Below are 17,562 nucleotides of genomic sequence, written 5' to 3' on the forward strand. Positions count from 1 at the left end.
CAATAACGGGCTTGCGAAAGCCAACTTGCACGGGGCGAATGATCAAAAAGTGCTCGCTGGCGGTGATAGGGAAAGTGTCGGCGCCGGCTTCACGGATTCAGGATATCGGGAAAGGTGGTACGAGTATTGCGTGGTTATATAGCTCAATAAATACGTCGATTGCACGCGGCAGGCCTACACTATTGTTCAAGGAAGTTGCCGCTTCCACCCCAGCGCCAGGAGAGCGCCCATGAGCCAAGTCAATTGGAACAACTATGCGTGCCGTGATTTTTACGATGAGTTGCTAGAAGCGCCAGGTAAACCCAGAGCTTCTGCCGATGAGCTTTGTAATATGCTGGCTCGGTTTAGCGCCGAAGAGTTAGCGGAAAGAAAAACCGCTGCGGAAATCGCCATTCGTACCATGGGGATTACGTTTACCGTGTATTCCGAAGGGGCAATGATCGACCGCGCCTGGCCATTCGATATTGTGCCCCGGATCATACCGGCCCATGAGTGGCGCAAGACGGAAGCCGGTTTAAAACAGCGCGTCCAAGCACTCAATCTCTTTATCGACGATCTTTATCACGATCAGAAAGTGGTCAAGGACAAAGTGCTGCCTGCGGAAGTGCTTGCTCAGTCGGCTAATTTTCGCCCGCAGTGTGTGGGCATTAACCCGCCCCATGGTATCTGGGCGCATATTTGTGGCTCTGATTTGGTACGCGGCGGCGATGGCACACTCTACGTGCTGGAGGATAATCTGCGGATTCCTTCCGGGGTCTCCTACATGCTGGAAAACCGCAACGTCACCAAACGGGTGCTACCTGAGCTGTTTGCGTCGGGCAAAATCCTGCCAGTAGACGACTACGTGGCGCAGCTGTATGACATGCTGGCGGCCATGTCTCCCCGTCCCGGCGATGACCCTCAGGTCGTGGTATTGACCCCCGGCATCTACAACTCGGCCTATTTCGAACACGCCTATCTTGCCCAGCAGATGGGGGTCGAGCTGGTGCAGGGTAGCGACATGCTGGTGGACGACGATGACGTGGTCTACATGCGTACGGTGGAGGGGCTGCGACGGGTGGATGTCATTTATCGTCGTGTGGATGACGAGTTTCTGGACCCTGAAGCCTTCAATCCGCATTCGATGCTGGGCGTGCCTGGGCTGATGCGCGCCTGGCGGGCGGGCAAGGTGGCGTTGGCCAATGCGCCAGGGGCAGGCGTGGCAGACGACAAGGTGGTCTACGCCTTCGTGCCCGAGTTGATTCGCTACTATCTGGATCAGGAGCCGCTGCTGCCCAACGTGCCCAGCTACCTGTGCATGTTCGATGACGACCGCAAGTACGTACTGGATCACCTCGACGAGCTGGTGGTGAAGCCTGCCAATGAGTCCGGGGGCTACGGCATGCTGATCGGGCCTCGCTCCACCAGGGAAACCCGCGACGAGTTTGCCCGCCTGATCAAGGAGAACCCGCGCAACTACATGGCCCAGCCTACGCTGGCGCTCTCCACCACGCCCACCCTGGCCAACGGCTTGCCGCAGCCGCGTCATGTGGACCTGCGCCCGTTCATTCTCTCCGGCCCCGAAACCCATGTCACCACGGGTGGTTTGACCCGCGTGGCACTGGTGGAGGGGTCGCTGGTGGTCAACTCGTCCCAGGGGGGCGGCAGCAAGGATACCTGGATCGTCGAGGTCGATGAGAACGCGGCTGATGCCGCCGAGCAGGAAGGAGTCTAACGCCATGCTGTCACGCGTAGCTGAAAACCTGTACTGGATGGCGCGCTACATCGAGCGGGCCGAAGACACCGCGCGGCTGCTGAGCGTCAATAGCCACCTGATGCTCGACCTGCCGCGCCACCTGCCGTTGGGCTGGGCGCCACTGATCGAAATGACCGGTACTCTGGATGCGTTTAACGAGCGCCATTCCAGCTTTGACGAGCGTAGCGTAGTGCATTTTTTGTGTGCCGATGCGCAGAATGGCAGTTCGATTCTTTCGGCGCTGGCCAGTGCTCGGGAAAACCTGCGCACTACCCGAGACGTGGTGCCCAGGGAGATCTGGGAGGAGGTCAACCAGCTCTATTTGAGCGTGGCCGACCATGCGGAAAACGGTGTCAGCCCGCGCCGTCGCGATGCCTTCCTGAAGAACGTGATTCGCGGCTGCCAGACGCTGACTGGCCTGATCGAAGGCACCTTGAGCCATGGGCCGGCCCGTACCTTCATCCAGTTGGGCAGACATCTGGAGCGGGCCGACATGACCACGCGTATTGTGGACGTACGTTCCGCGAGCCTGCTGCCCCAGAACCCCGAAGAGCTATTGCCGTTCGAAAACCTTCAGTGGATGAGCGTGCTCAAGTCGCTGACGGCCTATCAAATGTACCGTCAGGAAGTGCGGCTGAGAGTGCGGGGCCCCGATGTGCTGCGCTATCTGCTGCAGGACCCGAACCTGCCGCGCTCGATTGCCTGTAGCCTGGAAACGCTGGGCCATGAGCTACAGCTACTGCCCAGGCAGGACCGGGTGGCCGCCACGGTGTCGCTGGTGCGTGCCGATGTGGTCGATGCCGATATCCAGGCGTTGGCTCACTCCCCCAGCAAGTTGCATGCGTTCGTGGATGAGCTACAGATTGGCTTTGCCGCGATCCATGACACGCTCAGGGCAACGTACTTCGTGAATAGCGACAACGTGCCCAAGGTGACCCAGCGACAAAGTCAGGGCCACCTGGGGGATCATGATAACGATTGATCAAGTAGATCGAGCGTTAGCGCTGGCGCTGTGTACTAACTCATGAAGGTACGCCAGCTTGTCACGCACCGGGGGAGGCAGTACCCCCGGTGCCAGGTCCAGTAGCCCCATATCACGGTTGAGCTCATTGACGACCATCCCCACCTGATGAAACGCTCTTAACATGCTGTCCAGCGTGCCGTCATATTCGGCCCGTGAAATCCCCATGTGTAGAGCGGTGTCCAGCACGGCCACCATGTCCAGATAAAACGCAAAGGTTTCGGCGAAGTCCTCCCACGGGTGCATGGCGGCATAGGCAGAAATGAACCGTGTTGGCCAGTCGGCCGGCGCGCCTTGCTGATAGTAGGTTTCCAGCGCATCACCGTAGGTGGGGGCGTTATGGTCGCCAAACACTCGGACGCTGGCGGCCTCATCCTGATCCTTGACCAACAAGTCCCAGTAGTAATGCCCCACCTCATGGCGAAAATGACCGATCAGGGTGCGGTGGGACTCGTTCATGTCCACCCGCAGTCGCTCACGCTCGACGTCGTCGGCTTCCTTGACGTTGATGGTGATATGGCCGTTGGCATGGCCGGTATAGACCTTCTCCTGATTCGCCGTGGAGCGCCAGAGCCCTTTGTCAGGGAGGGCGTCGGCCATGAACGAGAAGCTCAAGGGGACGCGAATATCATCGCCCTGGGTTCCGTGGGGGAGCTTGAGAATCTCCAGGGTGTGGAACAGACGACGCTTGGCAGCTTCCAGTGCGGCCCAGCGCTCGCGGTGACCCTCTACGTTCAGGTCGGGAATCACATCGTTGTAGCGGCAGCAGTCGCACAGCGTGTCGGCTTCGCCTTCGGTCATGATCACCATGCGGTTGCATACGTTCTCTACCGCGTAATTATGGCACTTCATCAAGAGGGTGCCGCAGCCTTCGTGGGTGCAGCGGTATCCGCCGCCTTCCAAAGGGGCCAAGGCAACGATATTGCTGCAGGCCGGGCACCAGCCGACTTCCGACTCACAGGCAACACAATGGGTGTTCTCGAAGAACAGCGGGTTGCCGCACTGGCAATTGAACGCTTGCATGGATACCTCCTTGTGGAAAGCCACGTTATGCATCGTCGATAGGCAGGTTGAGAAGGCGCCCTGACAGCATAGCGAGGCTCTTTCCTTGAGGGAAAGGCTATTTCCCCAGTGCGGTGAATTTAGCTTTATCGAGTGGCTAATTGACGTTTACGTCAACTTGCTGATATACCCTAGGGGCTCCTTATTCAACCCCATAACAAACACAACCACGAGGAACGTCTGTATGTCCGTTCGCCAGATACCCATGTATATCGATGGCCAGCCGGTCGAGTCGCAAAGCCAGGAGTGGCGCGATGTCGTCAATCCGGCGACCCAGCAGGTCGTGGCCCGGGTGCCTTTCTGTACCCCTGACGAGGTAGAGCGTGCCATTGCCAGTGCCAAAACCGCGTTCAAGGAGTGGCGCAAGGTGCCGCTGGGCAAGCGCATGCGCATCATGCTGAAACTTCAGGCCCTGATTCGTGAGCATACCGCGGAACTCGCCGCGCTGATCACCGAAGAGCATGGCAAGACGCTGCCTGACGCAGAAGGCGAAGTAGGCCGCGGGCTGGAAGTGGTCGAGCACGCCTGCTCGATTGCGTCTCTGCAACTGGGTGAACTCGCCGAAAACGCGGCCAATGAGGTCGATGTGTATACCATGCATCAGCCGCTGGGCGTGGGCGCCGGGATCACGGCGTTCAACTTCCCCATCATGCTGCCTTGCTTCATGTTTCCGCTGGCCATTGCCACGGGCAATACGTTCGTTCTGAAGCCTTCCGAGCAGGACCCCAGCTCGACCATGCGGCTGGTGGAACTGGCCCATGAGGCGGGTATTCCGGCGGGCGTGCTCAACGTGGTGCATGGCGGGCCCGAAGTTGCCAACCAGATTGCCGACCATCAGGACATCAAGGCGCTGTCGTTCATTGGCTCTACCCATGTGGGATCGCTGCTGTATGGCCGTGCGGCGGCGGCAGGTAAGCGTATGCAGTCCATGATGGGGGCCAAGAACCACTGTGTGGTGATGCCGGATGCCAACCGTAGTCAGGCCATCGACAGCCTGCTGGGGTCGGCCTTTGGGGCAGCGGGTCAGCGCTGTATGGCCAACTCGGTGGTGGTGCTGGTAGGCGAGGCGCAGGAGTGGCTGAGCGATATCGAAGCAGGCGCCCGTAGCATGAAGGTCGGCCCCGGTACCCAGCGGGATGCCGACCTGGGGCCGCTGGTGTCTCCTCAGGCCAAGGAGCGTGTCGAGCGCTTGATCACCGCCGGTGAAAAAGAGGGGGCCACGCTGCTGGTGGATGGCCGAGGCTACACAGTAGAAGGGTATCCGGAGGGCAACTTCGTGGGGCCGACGCTGTTTGCCAACGTCACGCCGGAGATGACCATTTACCGGGAAGAAATATTCGGTCCGGTGCTATGCGTGGTGGGGGTCGAGACGCTGGATGATGCCATCGACTTCATCAACGCCAACCCGAACGGCAACGGCACGTCGATTTTCACCAACTCGGGCTGGGTGGCGCGCCGATTCGAAACCGATATCGACGTTGGTCAGATCGGTATCAACGTGCCGATTCCGGTGCCGGTGGCCTATTTCAGCTTCACCGGCTCTCGGGCTTCCAAACTGGGGGATTTGGGCCCCAACGGCAAGCAGGCCATCGCGTTCTGGACGCAAACCAAAACGGTGACCGCACGCTGGTTCGAGCCCGAAAACGTCTCCAGCGGCATCAATAGCACCATTGCGCTCTAGATATTTGGCGAACCGCTGACGCATCAGGGGCCCTCTGCCACGGCAGAGGGCCCCTGGGGATCAGACGGGTTCGAAAAGTGGCAGGCTGTCGCGCAGGAGCTGTTCTATAGGCTCCAGTTGGCTTTCATGCAGCACCAGCAGGTAAGGAGCATCCTGTTCATCGTTGAGTGGCGCAAGGAGTGCAAACTCGCCCTCTTCAAGATGGAACTCATGGATTTCTCGCAGCCCGTGGGGAGTTTCGCACTGAGAGCAGCGATAGGTGTCGTCTTCGCCGTACACCAGGCGGTGATACATCTTGAACAGCGTGTACAGCGCTAACCCCCCTTCGAACGCTTGCCAGCGAGCGGGTGTTTCTCGAATGTCTTCGTTCAAGACCAGACCTTCGGCCTCGGCATCGGCAATGGCGTCGGCCAGCGGTTCTGCCAGAATGGCGCTGCCATCGGCGGGCAGCGGTGCATTTTGCTGATTCGCCGCCGTAAAGCGCGCAGCAGCAGCATGAAAATCTGCCAGGCTGTTGAGATGGAAGTCCGCATGTTGCAGGTCGGCTGGCTCGAAACCGCCGTTCTCCCAGCCGTGAATGACACGTAGCGTAATTTGACCCCGGGCGATGGGGCGGGCCAATAAGGCATGAAGCATGATACGGATATGCAGCTGGCGTTCATCCGTGTCGTTTTCGAACGCACGGTAAGGGTCGGCGAACAATGCATGCAAACGCCCCGGCGTGTGCTCTCTTGCTTCAGAATAAGACATGGTGGTTTCCCTGTTACAGACGCCGTTTGCTCAACGCTGCCTTTTTTATGAAATACAGTCGATAAGAGTATGGCGAGCCTCAAGGTGTAATGAAAGTCTAATCCGTTAGCATTTTGTTAACCATGACCCCGTATCGCGCAAGGCGTTTATCAACACGACAAAAAAGAGGTAAGCATGTCTGCGTCATTAAGCCGTTTTAAAATTCCCGAAACCCTGGACGACCTGCCTGACGACATTCGCACGGCCATATTGGCGGTTCAGGAAAAAGCCGGGTTCGTGCCCAATGTGTTCCTCATGTTGGCCCACCGTCCAGCGGAGTTTCGCGCCTTCTTTGCCTACCACGACGCCTTGATGGAGCGGGAGTCCGACACTCTGAGCAAGGCCGAAAAGGAAATGATTGTGGTCACTACCAGCGCGCGCAATCGCTGCCTTTACTGCGTTGTGGCACATGGCGCGCTGGTACGTATTTACACCAAAGACCCTCTGTTGGCCGATAACGTTGCCATCAACCACCAGGCGGCGGGGTTGAGCGAGCGGCATCGGCGCATGCTCGATTTTGCGCTACACAGCGCCATCGAGCTGGGCGAGCTGACGCCCGAATGGCAAACCCGGCTGGCGGAAGTGGACTTTACCCTGGAAGACTGCTGGGACATCGGTGCCATCGCCGCCTTTTTTGGCATGTCGAATCGTTTGGTCACCCTGGCGGGAACCCCTCCTAATCCAGAGTTCTATCTCATGGGGCGCGTGCCGAAACCAGCCTAGGCCATGGTTCAGGACGCATTGTAACGCTTTACCAGGGTTCCCCTTTCAGTGAAGATACCGCCTTCATTCATTCACTGTCGCCAGGGGAGCCCATTGCGGGCTGAGAATGCGCGTCACGCAGACCCTGGAACCTGACCCGGTTAATACCGGCGGAGGAAGCGCGACATGCCGTACCTGACGTCTGCTGTGCTGGGCGCAGCGCTGTGCTGCTTTGCTTTTTTAGGCCTTCGGGCACGTTTTGGGGGAGGCTCGCTGGATGACTATGTCACGGCGCGCAACTCACAGACGGCAACCACCCTGGGGCTCTCTTTTCTGGCGTCGGGGATGGGGGCCTGGATTCTCTTCGCGCCTCCTGAAATCGGCGCGTTCGTGGGGCCGGTGGCTCTGTTGGGCTATGCCTTGGGGTCGGCGCTGCCCTTTCTGGTGCTGGGGCTCTACGGGCCCAGAATACGTCGGGCGCTGCCAGGCGGGCGCAGTATCGCCGAGTTCGCCGAGGTGTGTTACGGGAAAGGGGCCCGCCACTGTGTCACGCTGGCCTCCGTGGCGTACATGGGGTGTTTCCTGGCGGCTGAACTGACGGCCATCGGTGCCATTACCGCGCTACTGTCAGATGTTCCACCTGCCTGGGTCATCATTGGCGTAGCGCTGACGACCCTCGTCTATACTGTTCTGGGTGGCCTGCGAGCCAGTTTGGCCACCGACCGCTGGCAGGCTTGGCTACTGTTGATCCTGCTATGTGCCGTGGCGGGCGTAACGTTATGGCGCTTGCCTGCCATGCCCAATGACGCGGCGTTGCCGGCCTTGCCCATGGGAACTTCGCTGAGCGTGGCATTGACACTGGTCATTGCCGTGACCGCAGCCAACCTGTTCCATCAGGGCTATTGGCAGCGGCTGTGGGCGGCTCAGGATAGCGCCAGTCTTGGCCGTGGGGCATGGCTGGGAGGCGGCATGACGGTGGCCGTGGTCATGGTCATCGGTGGAGTCGGCATGATGGCAGCGCTGAGCGGTGTGAACCTCGGCGAGCCGCCGATGCCCTTTTTTGCCCTGTTGGCAGAGGCTCCTGTCTGGATCACGCTACCGGCACTGGTGCTGGCCGTGACGCTGGTGACCTCCAGCGTGGATACGCTGCAAAACGGCATTGCGTCGCTGTGGGCAACGGGAGAGCAGCCACATGCCTTGAACAAGGCACGCTGGATCACGGTACTGCTGATGGTACCGGTGATTCTCATCGCCTTGCAGGGGCTGTCGGTGCTGAGACTGTTCCTGATTGCCGATTTGCTGTGTGCGGCCATCGTGGTGCCAGTGCTGCTGGGCCTGTGGCAGCGCATGACGCCGCTGGCGGCCATCAGTGGTGGCGTAGCGGGCCTGGTGGGGGCGGTATTGCCGGGCTGGCTGGGGCAAGGCTCCTTGATGGCGGGCATCATGGCCGCCACGTTTCCTGGCAGTATTCCTACCCTCGGTCCCTTCGTGGGGGCGCTGATGCTCTCGAGCCTGGTGAGTATCCTCGTGGCGTGGTGGCTCCCTTCAGGCAAGGTGTCAAAAAAATCAACGCGTTAGGCAGGCTGTGCAGTTTCGCGCTATGATGACGAAGGGGTGTTAACTACACAAAGGAGTGTTAACTACATATCGGGTTTAACCACCATGAGCCACCTGTTGCCATCCAATGAAGCGTTGCGCATTGCTGCTTTACAAGAGCTGGCGTTACTGGATACCCCCAGTGAGCCGGTATTCGACCGGGTGACTCGGTTGGTCACCGTGCTGTTGGGGGTACCTCTCTCCACGGTGACGCTCGTGGATACCGACCGACAGTGGTTCAAGTCTCAGGTGGGGCTGACGTTTTCGGAAACACCCCGCGACGTGGCGTTCTGTGCCTATACCGTGCTGGCGGAAGCGCCGCTGGTCGTCAACGATGCGCTTCAGGATCCGCGCTTCGCCAGCAACCCTTATGTCATCAAACCCGACGGCATACGCTTTTATGCCGGAATCCCTCTGAAAACCACCCAAGGTCTGGTATTGGGCTCCCTGTGTGCCATGGATTCGCGCCCTCGCGAACTGAGCCCCCAGGAATTCACCGCACTACAGGACCTGGCCGATGTGGTGTCCGGTGAAATTCATTTGCGCGAGCGTTTGATACAGCAAGAGAAGCGTAATGCCAGTTTCAAACGTGACCTCGCCGCGCTGCACAACAGCCTGGAACAACAGATAGAGCGGCGTACCCGCGAACTCAACCTGGTCATCGAGTCGGCCTACGACGCCTACCTGAGCATCGACGATCGTGGCCGGGTGCTGGACTGGAATCGCGCCGCACAGGCTATGTTCGGCTGGTCGCGCAAGGAGGCGTTGGCCCGCCCCATTACCGACCTGATGTTTCCTGCAGGCGTGCCCGGGCAGGACGATCCTTCACCCATCGAATGGAACGCCCGGCGTCGAGATGGTGGGCGCTTGCCGGTAGAGATTCGCCACCAGCGCTACGAACTCAATGGGCGTTGGCGACGCAGCCTGTTCATACACGACATCACCGAGCGCCAGCAGTTGGCACGCCTGCGAGACCAGGAGGCCAGGCAAGATGTCTTGACGGAGCTGCCTAACCGCCGGGCCCTCGACGAACGCTTGCCAGAGGCCATGGCGCGTACTCGGCGGAGTCTCGTACCGCTGGCGGTGCTGTTTCTCGACTTGGATGGGTTCAAGCGAATCAATGACCTGCACGGCCATGCCATGGGCGATGAGCTATTGCGAGACATCGCCAATCGCCTCAAAACCGCCGTGCGTGAAACGGACTTCGTGGCCCGTTGGGCAGGGGATGAGTTCGTCCTGGTGCTGGAGAATATAGAGCACGATGCCATCGCACCGCTGGCGCAGAAGTTGATCCAGCTCATTGAAATCCCCCTGTCCATAGGCGATACCGTGCTCAAGGTCAGCACCAGTATCGGTATTGCAGAGTATGTCCCCGGGGCAGAAGAAACCCCGCAAGAGTTGTTGAAGCGAGCCGATGTGGCGATGTACGAAGCCAAGCGAGCCGGCAAGGCGCAAACGCGCTTGGCAAGCCCTGTGCTGCCTTCACCCGACGCCAGTTAATTCAAGGAAAGCACATGATTCGATGTCTGATGACCACACCAGAGGGAGAAGTGCGCGAAGGCGACCTCTCGCTGATCGATGTCTGGAAACGCCAGGAGGGCGCGCATATCTGGGTCGATATGCAGGGCGAAAGTGAAGCCAGCGAGCGCGAGGTGCTCGAGGGATTTTCCTGCCATCCCATGGCGATTCAGGATGCCCACAAGGTGCGTCATCCACCCAAGATCGAAGAGTTCGAGAATCATACGCTGATCATCTATCGAGGCATTTCCTCCTTCGATGCTCAGCTCAACTTCGTGCCTCAGCAGCTGTGCTTTTTCGTTGGCGAGCGCTTTCTGGTCACGCTGCATCCTGGCTTGGCGCTGAGTATCGAACGGTTACTCAACGACCAGGGCGCGCGGCTGCTGTCGCGTTCTCCCGAGCAGGTTGCCTTGCGCGTCATGTATACCTCGGCGGGCTTTTATATCGACAGCCTGCTGGAGTTCGAGACCGAACTGAGTGACCTGGAAGACGAGCTGCTGGAAAACGGCAATGACGTGCTGATGCGTCGGATTACCGCGTACCGCTCTCGGCTGGTCAAGATGCGGCGAGTGTTCAGTTACCACAAGGGCATCACTCAGGAGCTGACGGCTTACGACTACGCGCACCTCCCCCGGGGTGAGAGCGAGACGCTGCATGCCATCACCGATGTGGAGGAGCGCTTCGAGCGCCTGCACTCCTTGACCCAGATGTATTACGACATCTGTGGTGATCTGGTGGATGGCTACATCTCGATTTCGTCGCATCAGTTGAACATCACCATGCGGGTATTGACCGTCATTACCGCCATTTTCGTGCCGCTGACCTTTATTGCCGGTATTTACGGCATGAACTTCGAATACATGCCCGAACTTGGCTACCAGTATGGCTACTTCTTCGTTTGGGGCGTCATGGTGACCATTGGCGTACTGCTGATCTGGTTGTTCAAACGTAAAGCCTGGTTCTAGGCACTGTCCGAAAACGAGCTGCGCTCGGCCATACGGTGTCAAAAGTCGGCAGCAGAGCGAGCAAGAGTCCGCAGTCGCAGCGTCAGCAGGCACAGCGCAAGACCGATCGACAGCCATAGCGAGGCCAGCAGCACGGGGAAAGCGCCGGGTCCGGCGGTGTCCAGCAGTGGGCCCGTCAGCGAGGGAATGATCAGCGCTCCGCAGCCCGCTGCCGTAAAGATGGCCCCGGTGGTGCGGCCCCGCATCACCATGGTGTGGTTGCATAGCGCAAACAGCGTGGGGAAAAAAGCCGAGGCAGAGAGGCCAAACAGCAGCGCCCCTGCGGCAAGCGAAAGCATACCTGCATGCCAGCCGCTGGCCGCGGCGAGCCCCATCGTCAGGCACGCCCCCAGTATTTGCCAAGGCGCACACCAGCGCAGCAGAGGAATGGCCAGCAAGCGTCCTGCCGAGAGGGCCAGCCAGAACAGCGTTGCCAGCAGGGTGGCCTGCTCGTCGGGCAGCCCCGATAGCGCGCCATACGCCGTCACCCAGCCGGCAAACGTCACCTCGATGCCCACGTAGAGTGCAAACAGCAGCAGAAAAACCCCCAGCAGAAGAGGGTCGCGATGCTTGCGTGGGGCGGGCGTTTCGCTCACCCCGCAGGTCGCCCCAGGCATGGTGGGGCTGGCAAAGCGTGATAGTGGCCACAGCGTGCCCGCGACGCAAAGTCCCACTACCCAGAAGGTCCAGTGAAACTGGCCGGTCAATGACAGCGCTGCCACCATCACCAGCGGGGTCAGCATATTGCCAACGCTGAAGCAGAAGTGCAGTGCGCTCACATTGGGGCCTGCGGCGTCTCGGTGCAGCCACAGCAGTAGCGTATTGCCCCCGGCGTTCAGCGACACTTCAGAAAACCCCAGCAGCATGAACAGCAGTGCCAGCAACACGAGAAGCGGGCTCAAGGGCGCCAGCGCCAATCCGGCCACGGTGAGTATGCCCATGATCAGCAGCACACGATGCCCATTGAAGCGGTCCATCAGCAGTCCGGTGACCAGGGCACCGCTCATGTTGCCCATGGCCCGAGCCGTGAACAGTACGGCAATCTGACTCATGGAAGAGCCGCTGGCACTGGCCAGGTGGGGCAGGGCAGGCCCCAGCAGCCCGCCGGTCATGCCAATGGAGATGAATAGACCAAAATAGGTCCAGGTCAGGCGGCGGTGATAGGCAGAGCTGAAGTGAAGCATACCGTTCCTTGGCAGAGTCTGGGAGGCGCCCATGAACGATGAGCTTGACCCTTTTCGAAGCTGGCCACCATTGGCGAAAAGTTGACGCCCCAGGGGGAAAACGGCGCAAGCGGTAGGGAAGCGATCACCCGATATTGTTGGCCGCCGTTGGGCTGGATGTCTTGAACCTGACCGGGCGTTTGTTATTGTCGTGGTATATGCACCGATCAGGAGCCAGCCCATGGCCAATACGGACCGCAGAACCTCACGTGCCACCAACGCTGCCAATGATGCCGCGACTTCCACGTCCGCCACTTCCATTTCCACCACTTCCAGTGCCGCCACTGCTATCCCCTCCAGCATGTCGGCCATGCTGCTGACCGGTCATGGCGATGTGGACATGTTGCATTATCGGCAGGACGTACCTACGCCTCAGCCTGGGGCCGGTCAGGTGCTGGTGCGCGTCACGGCGACCGCGAAGAACAACACCGACCGCAAGGCACGCGAAGGGCTCTATCCCACTAAGGGCAAGGAGGAGGTCACCTCGTTCGCCATGGGCGGTGCCCCCACCTTGAGCTTTCCGCGTATTCAGGGGGCCGATGTGGTGGGGCACATCGTGGCGGTGGGCGAGGGCGTCGATGGGCAGCGAGTGGGTGAACGTGGGCTATTGGATTTCAATCTCTACCCCGATGACCGTCGCGATATCAACCTGATGCCGGATTACTACGGACATGGTGCCGATGGGGGGTTCGCGGAATATATCGTGGTGCCTGCCGACCAGTTTCATCACATCGCCAATCCTGAGTTACCAGATGCCCCTCTGGCGGCCATGGGAATGTGCTCCTATCAGACCGCCTACCACATGATGACGGCGGCCAACGTGCGGGCTGGCGAGCGGGTGCTGGTCAGTGGGGCCAGCGGAGGTGTAGGGACGGCGCTGATTCAGCTGTGCCGCATCATCGGCGCCATCCCTTATGCCGTCAGCCAGCCCAGCAAGGCCGATGCCCTGCGCGGGCTGGGCGCGCAGGCGGTGATCGACCGAGGCGATTTGCCCACCTTCGTCGAGCGCGTGCTGCACGCCACCGAAGGGCGGCCCATCGATGCGGTCATGGACCTGGTGGGGGGCGACATGACCGACCTGTTCATCGACACCATGATCAGTGATATGTCGCAGCGCGCCACGTATCCGCGGCTGGCCATCGCCGGTGCCAGCGGTGGCAATCTCAGCGAAATCATGTGGACACGCATCTACCTGTATCAGGTGCAAATCGTCGGGGTCTCCCATGGCACCCGTGAAGAGGCCGAACAGCTGATCGCCTGGATTCGCAGCGGCGAGCTGAAGCCGGTGCTGCACGGGACCTTCAAGCTGTCGCAGCTGCACGCGGCGGAGCGCTACTTCGTCAATCGCGGCAGCGACTATCTGGGCAAGATCGTGATCGTGCCCGATGCCCAGTGGGAGGCCCATGGGGCGCCGTTCGCGCTTCAGTCGGCTGCTCTTCAATCTGCCGCTCTTCAATCGGAACGGGAGTCTCGCCAGTGAATACCGTGCATACCATCAAGCTGCTGGATACCCACGCGGGGGGCGACGTGAGCCGTATCGTCACCGCCGGGATCGATACGCTGCCGGGCAGCACGGTGCGCCAGCAAATGGAGTATCTGCGTGACGACGCCGATGGCCTCCGGCAGCTACTGCTGGGCGAGCCCTATGGCATTCCGGAAATGTCGGTCGACCTGCTGGTGCCTGCTACTCACCCTGAAGCGGTGGCGGGGTACATCATCATGGAGGTGATGGGCTACCCGATCTACTCAGGCTCCAACACCTTGTGCACGGCCACGGCCGTTCTGGAAATGGGTATCGTGCCCAAACAGGAGGGGCTACAGCGCTTCAAGCTGGAAGCCCCGGCAGGCCTGGTGCAGATCGAAGCGCGGGTGCGCAACGGCGTCGTCGAGTCGGTGACCTGTGAAGGCTTGCCCAGCTATATCGACAGCTATCGCGATACGATTCTGGTACCGGGCATTGGCGACGTCACCTACTCGGTTGCCTACAGCGGTGGCTTCTACGCGCTGGTCGATGCCGAGGCGCTGGGCTTCAAGCTGGTACGGGACGAAGAGGCCGCGTTGGCGGCCTGTGCCCACAAGATCATCGAGGCCATCCAGGCCCACCGAGGGTTTTCCCACTACACTCTGGGCGATGTGGGGCCGCTGCCCTTTCTACACTTCATGGGTCCTGAGGAGCAGGTGGCGCAGGGCTATGTGCGTTCGCGCTCTGCCACCTACGTACACCCCGGCGTGATTTGCCGCAGCACCACCGGCACCGGCACCTCGGCGCGGTTGGCGCTGATGCATCATGAAGGGCGGCTGGCGCCGGGCGACAAGCTGGAAACCGTCTCGTTGAGAGAAACCGGGTTTATCGGCACCTTTACAGGCACCCACCAGGAAGGTGCCTATCAGGTGGTGGAAAATACCATTACCGGGCGCAGCTATGTGCTGGCCGATTCCACCATCGTGATCAACTGCGACGACCCGATGGTCGCCTGTGGCGAGCTGCACCATATCTTGAGTGATCGTCACGCCCAGCCTGCGCCGGTCAAGGAGTAGCGTCATCGCCGATGTCCAGGTAACCGGCCTGTTCGATACGCGTCCAGACGGGCGCTTTCTCTGCATCGGTCATGCTGCCCCAGCAGGCAATCTCATCCAGAGTGCGCCCGCAGCCGCTGCACAGCGCCGTCTCGGGGTTGATCTGGCAAATATGGCGGCAGGGTGACACAGGGCGAGGCTGGTTGAGCATGGGGGGCGTGGTATCCGGTTCGAAATGGGGGGAGGGTTCACGGAGGGCGTCAACCCAGCGGCACTTTACCACGCAGTGACTTGATCTTGCCTTTGCGGGTCTTGTGATCCACCCGCCGCCGCTGGGAGCCTTTGGTGGGCTTGGTTGGGCGGCGTGTCTTCGGCGTACGGGCCACGCTTTGAATCAACGCCTGCAAGCGGTTCAAGGCGTCTTCCTTGTTCAGCTCCAGCGTGCGAAAGCTCTGCGCCTTGATGATGACCACGCCCTCTTTGCTGATCCGCTGGTCGGACAGCGCCATCAGCCGCTCCTTGTAGGTAGGGGGCAGCGTCGAGCGCGGAATGTCGAAGCGCAGATGCACGGCAGAGGCGACTTTATTGACGTTCTGGCCGCCCGCCCCCTGGGCACGAATCTGGCTGATATCGATTTCCCAATCGGCCAGCGTGACGCTATTGGAAATAGTGAGCATTCAATTCTCTGGTAACCCATGAGTTGACAAGGCTAGCACACTTGACAGCAGGACGGCTCGACGGCCTAGTAACACTCGGTCTCTACAACAATGATTACCTGGTTCCTATGGCCTGATAAGGAGTCTTCATGGATACCCTGCTGGAAACCTCGCCGCTAAGCGCTGGAACGCTCTATCGCCTGCTGTCGGGCAGTATTTGCCCCAGACCCATTGCCTGGGTGGCCACCCAGGATGGCCAGGGCAATGCCAACCTGGCGCCGTTTTCGTTTTTCAACGTGGCCAGTATCGACCCTCCCATTCTGGCTTTTGCACCGCTGCTGGATGGCAGTGCCCAGCCCAAGGATACGCTGCGCAATCTGGAGGACGTCGGCGAGTGCGTGGTGCATGTGGGCACCGAAGGCTTGATCGAGGCGCTCAATACCACCAGCGCCAGCCTGCCGCCCCAGGAAGACGAGTTTGCCTTGGCAGGGCTGGAAAAGGCTGCCATGCCTGGTGTGAGCGTGCCGCGTATTGCGGCGGCGCCCATCGCCTTTGGCTGCCAGCGAGTACAGGTGATCCGCTTCGGAGATCAGCCGCTGGCAGGCAGCCTGATTCTGGTCAAAGTGGTGTCGATCCACGCCGATGAGTCCGTCTGGGATGGCCGCCACGTGCATCTGGACACGCTCAAGCCGGTGGGGCGCCTGGCAGGTAGCGACTATGTCAGAGTCAGCGACCGCTTTGCCCTGGACCGACCTGGCTAGAGGCCGAAAAACGCCCTCTTGGGCGACTAAAGTCGTAGTTGTTTGTGCCGATATTTGTCCAAAGCACCCTGAGGATAAAGCAATGCACAAAATGAGAACGTGGCTTCTGGTAGCGGGCTTACTCACTTCCCCGCTTTCTCTGGCGGAGCTCAAGGTGGGTATCGTGGCACCGTTGAGCGGTGCAGCGGCTCCCCTGGGCACGGGTATGCAGCAGGGTATCGAGGCTTATTTTGCCAAAGTAAATGCCGAAGGTGGCGTCAACGGGCAGTCGCTGGTACTGCAAGCCTTCGATGATCAATACTCGCCGCTGCCCGCCGCCGCGCATACGCGGCAGCTGGTCGGTGACAGCTCCCTGCTGGCGGCCATCGGTAACGTCGGCACGCCCACTGCCGCCGTGACCATCCCCATTCATAACCAGCACAACACGCTGCTGTACGGCGCCTTTACTGGTGCTGGCATTTTGCGTCGTTCACCCCCCGACCGCTATGTGATCAACTACCGGGCAAGCTATGTGCAGGAAACCGCCGCCATGGTGGCGGGGCTATTGGAAGCAGGAATCCAGCCCGAAGAGATTGCCTTTTTCACGCAGAACGACAGCTTTGGTGATGCAGGTTACAATGGCGCGCTGCGCGCCTTGCACGAAGAGGGCTTTACCGACACCTCACAGCTGGCCCACGGCCGTTTTACACGCGGTACCCGCAATGTTCACCAAGGGCTGGCAACCATTCTTCAGGCACCTGTCGTGCCTCGTGCGGTGATCATTGTCGGCACCTTTGGCCCCGCTGCCGATTTTATCCGCGAAGCGCGTCAGGACCTGCCGGAGACCGTGTTTCTGAACGTCTCTTTCGTGGGTAGCCAAGCCCTGCTGGAGGCGCTGGGGCCACTGGCCGAAGGGGTGATCGTGACTCAGGTCGTGCCGCCACTGGATGCTGACCTGCCAGCGGTAGAAGAGTACCGCCAGGCGTTGGCGGCGCATGTGCCCGGCAGCGAGCCGGATTTCATCTCCCTGGAGGGGTATCTGGCTGCCAAGCTGTTCGTGGAAGGGGTGAAAGCCGCCGGAGAAAATCCGAATCGGCAAGCCATCGTGGAAGGCTTGCTGGGATTGGGCACCATCGATATTGGCGTAGGTGAGCCGCTGACCCTGGGGGAAGGAGACCATCAGGCCAGCGATGCCGTGTGGGCCACGATCATTCGCAACGGACAGTTCGAGCCGGTCGATTGGGCAAGCGTTGCACCATAATTCAAATAGCATAACCACTGACACAGCGAATACCCCTGATGAAAAAGACGATAAGCA

General features: G+C 60.1%; 16 protein-coding genes and 1 riboswitch. Of the genes, 11 read left to right on the plus strand and 5 right to left on the minus strand.

The window, feature by feature from the left end:
* The first annotated feature begins 229 nt into the window (after positions 1–229).
* Both IE091_RS11135 and IE091_RS11140 read left to right on the plus strand, forming a co-directional pair.
* On the plus strand, positions 230–1,714 hold the full coding sequence (locus IE091_RS11135; protein WP_081135171.1) for a circularly permuted type 2 ATP-grasp protein: 1,485 nt from the start codon (positions 230–232) through the stop codon (positions 1,712–1,714).
* 4 nt (positions 1,715–1,718) lie between these two features.
* On the plus strand, positions 1,719–2,717 hold the full coding sequence (locus IE091_RS11140; RefSeq protein WP_016916450.1) for an alpha-E domain-containing protein: 999 nt from the start codon (positions 1,719–1,721) through the stop codon (positions 2,715–2,717).
* Here IE091_RS11140 and IE091_RS11145 read toward each other — a convergent pair whose 3' ends face one another.
* Positions 2,718–3,779, minus strand: coding sequence for a zinc-binding metallopeptidase family protein (locus IE091_RS11145; RefSeq protein WP_081135172.1), 1,062 nt, complete (start codon positions 3,777–3,779; stop codon positions 2,718–2,720).
* Positions 3,780–4,002: 223 nt separating this feature from the next.
* On the opposite strand from IE091_RS11145, the gene IE091_RS11150 reads away from it, so the two are divergent.
* The gene (locus IE091_RS11150; protein ID WP_081135174.1) at positions 4,003–5,499 is read left to right on the plus strand and encodes a CoA-acylating methylmalonate-semialdehyde dehydrogenase; all 1,497 of its coding nucleotides are present in this window, start codon (positions 4,003–4,005) and stop codon (positions 5,497–5,499) included.
* Between the two features lie 60 nt (positions 5,500–5,559).
* Here the strand turns inward: IE091_RS11150 and IE091_RS11155 are convergent, their stop codons facing one another.
* Complete coding sequence (locus IE091_RS11155; protein WP_016916454.1) at positions 5,560–6,249, minus strand: hypothetical protein; 690 nt, start codon at positions 6,247–6,249, stop codon at positions 5,560–5,562.
* A 174-nt stretch (positions 6,250–6,423) separates the two neighbouring features.
* Here IE091_RS11155 and IE091_RS11160 point away from each other — a divergent pair, with 174 nt between their 5' ends.
* The 4 genes from IE091_RS11160 (at position 6,424) to IE091_RS11175 (ending at position 11,069) form a co-directional block, all read left to right on the plus strand.
* Positions 6,424–7,011: a peroxidase-related enzyme gene (locus IE091_RS11160; protein WP_189463661.1), complete on the plus strand. Its 588-nt coding sequence runs from the start codon at positions 6,424–6,426 to the stop codon at positions 7,009–7,011.
* Between the two features lie 72 nt (positions 7,012–7,083).
* A riboswitch (TPP riboswitch) is annotated at positions 7,084–7,187 on the plus strand.
* Complete coding sequence (locus tag IE091_RS11165) at positions 7,177–8,568, plus strand: SLC5/6 family protein (protein ID WP_189463662.1); 1,392 nt, start codon at positions 7,177–7,179, stop codon at positions 8,566–8,568. It overlaps the preceding riboswitch by 11 nt.
* An 84-nt stretch (positions 8,569–8,652) precedes the next feature.
* Positions 8,653–10,086 carry a diguanylate cyclase domain-containing protein gene (locus tag IE091_RS11170; protein ID WP_189463663.1) on the plus strand — a complete coding sequence of 478 codons (1,434 nt, stop codon included), beginning with the start codon at positions 8,653–8,655 and terminating at the stop codon, positions 10,084–10,086.
* Between the two features lie 14 nt (positions 10,087–10,100).
* Positions 10,101–11,069: a magnesium transporter CorA family protein gene (locus IE091_RS11175; RefSeq protein WP_096921288.1), complete on the plus strand. Its 969-nt coding sequence runs from the start codon at positions 10,101–10,103 to the stop codon at positions 11,067–11,069.
* A 38-nt stretch (positions 11,070–11,107) separates the two neighbouring features.
* Here IE091_RS11175 and IE091_RS11180 read toward each other — a convergent pair whose 3' ends face one another.
* The gene (locus IE091_RS11180; RefSeq protein ID WP_096921287.1) at positions 11,108–12,292 is read right to left on the minus strand and encodes an MFS transporter; all 1,185 of its coding nucleotides are present in this window, start codon (positions 12,290–12,292) and stop codon (positions 11,108–11,110) included.
* A 340-nt stretch (positions 12,293–12,632) separates the two neighbouring features.
* Here IE091_RS11180 and IE091_RS11185 point away from each other — a divergent pair, with 340 nt between their 5' ends.
* Both IE091_RS11185 and IE091_RS11190 read left to right on the plus strand, forming a co-directional pair.
* Positions 12,633–13,811: an alcohol dehydrogenase catalytic domain-containing protein gene (locus tag IE091_RS11185; protein ID WP_189463708.1), complete on the plus strand. Its 1,179-nt coding sequence runs from the start codon at positions 12,633–12,635 to the stop codon at positions 13,809–13,811.
* The gene (locus IE091_RS11190; RefSeq protein WP_096921286.1) at positions 13,808–14,869 is read left to right on the plus strand and encodes a proline racemase family protein; all 1,062 of its coding nucleotides are present in this window, start codon (positions 13,808–13,810) and stop codon (positions 14,867–14,869) included. The genes IE091_RS11185 and IE091_RS11190 overlap by 4 nt, the downstream gene beginning before the upstream one ends.
* Here IE091_RS11190 and IE091_RS11195 read toward each other — a convergent pair.
* Positions 14,859–15,059 (minus strand): DUF1289 domain-containing protein, encoded by a 201-nt coding sequence (locus IE091_RS11195; RefSeq protein WP_039175821.1) that lies wholly within the window; start codon positions 15,057–15,059, stop codon positions 14,859–14,861. The genes IE091_RS11190 and IE091_RS11195 overlap by 11 nt on opposite strands.
* 49 nt (positions 15,060–15,108) lie before the next feature.
* Complete coding sequence (arfB, locus tag IE091_RS11200; RefSeq protein ID WP_096921285.1) at positions 15,109–15,525, minus strand: alternative ribosome rescue aminoacyl-tRNA hydrolase ArfB; 417 nt, start codon at positions 15,523–15,525, stop codon at positions 15,109–15,111.
* 128 nt (positions 15,526–15,653) lie between these two features.
* Between arfB and IE091_RS11205 the strand changes: the two genes are divergently transcribed.
* Positions 15,654–16,265 (plus strand): flavin reductase family protein, encoded by a 612-nt coding sequence (locus IE091_RS11205; RefSeq protein WP_096921284.1) that lies wholly within the window; start codon positions 15,654–15,656, stop codon positions 16,263–16,265.
* 91 nt (positions 16,266–16,356) lie between these two features.
* Entirely contained in the window at positions 16,357–17,505 is a 1,149-nt protein-coding gene (locus tag IE091_RS11210; protein ID WP_229800818.1) for an ABC transporter substrate-binding protein, read from the plus strand.
* The last annotated feature ends 57 nt before the right edge of the window (positions 17,506–17,562 follow it).

It is taken from the genome of Vreelandella hamiltonii (assembly GCF_014651775.1).
Taxonomy (GTDB): domain Bacteria; phylum Pseudomonadota; class Gammaproteobacteria; order Pseudomonadales; family Halomonadaceae; genus Vreelandella; species Vreelandella hamiltonii.

Bases quoted from the DNA above. Each gene is read 5' to 3' on its own strand.
- IE091_RS11135 (WP_081135171.1), top strand. From the start codon at position 230: ATGAGCCAAGTCAATTGGAACAACTATGCGTGCCGTGATTTTTACGAT.
- IE091_RS11140 (WP_016916450.1), top strand. From the start codon at position 1,719: ATGCTGTCACGCGTAGCTGAAAACCTGTACTGGATGGCGCGCTACATC.
- IE091_RS11145 (WP_081135172.1), bottom strand. From the start codon at position 3,779: ATGCAAGCGTTCAATTGCCAGTGCGGCAACCCGCTGTTCTTCGAGAAC.
- IE091_RS11150 (WP_081135174.1), top strand. From the start codon at position 4,003: ATGTCCGTTCGCCAGATACCCATGTATATCGATGGCCAGCCGGTCGAG.
- IE091_RS11155 (WP_016916454.1), bottom strand. From the start codon at position 6,249: ATGTCTTATTCTGAAGCAAGAGAGCACACGCCGGGGCGTTTGCATGCA.
- IE091_RS11160 (WP_189463661.1), top strand. From the start codon at position 6,424: ATGTCTGCGTCATTAAGCCGTTTTAAAATTCCCGAAACCCTGGACGAC.
- IE091_RS11165 (WP_189463662.1), top strand. From the start codon at position 7,177: ATGCCGTACCTGACGTCTGCTGTGCTGGGCGCAGCGCTGTGCTGCTTT.
- IE091_RS11170 (WP_189463663.1), top strand. From the start codon at position 8,653: ATGAGCCACCTGTTGCCATCCAATGAAGCGTTGCGCATTGCTGCTTTA.
- IE091_RS11175 (WP_096921288.1), top strand. From the start codon at position 10,101: ATGATTCGATGTCTGATGACCACACCAGAGGGAGAAGTGCGCGAAGGC.
- IE091_RS11180 (WP_096921287.1), bottom strand. From the start codon at position 12,292: ATGCTTCACTTCAGCTCTGCCTATCACCGCCGCCTGACCTGGACCTAT.
- IE091_RS11185 (WP_189463708.1), top strand. From the start codon at position 12,633: ATGTCGGCCATGCTGCTGACCGGTCATGGCGATGTGGACATGTTGCAT.
- IE091_RS11195 (WP_039175821.1), bottom strand. From the start codon at position 15,059: ATGCTCAACCAGCCTCGCCCTGTGTCACCCTGCCGCCATATTTGCCAG.
- arfB (WP_096921285.1), bottom strand. From the start codon at position 15,525: ATGCTCACTATTTCCAATAGCGTCACGCTGGCCGATTGGGAAATCGAT.
- IE091_RS11205 (WP_096921284.1), top strand. From the start codon at position 15,654: ATGGATACCCTGCTGGAAACCTCGCCGCTAAGCGCTGGAACGCTCTAT.
- IE091_RS11210 (WP_229800818.1), top strand. From the start codon at position 16,357: ATGAGAACGTGGCTTCTGGTAGCGGGCTTACTCACTTCCCCGCTTTCT.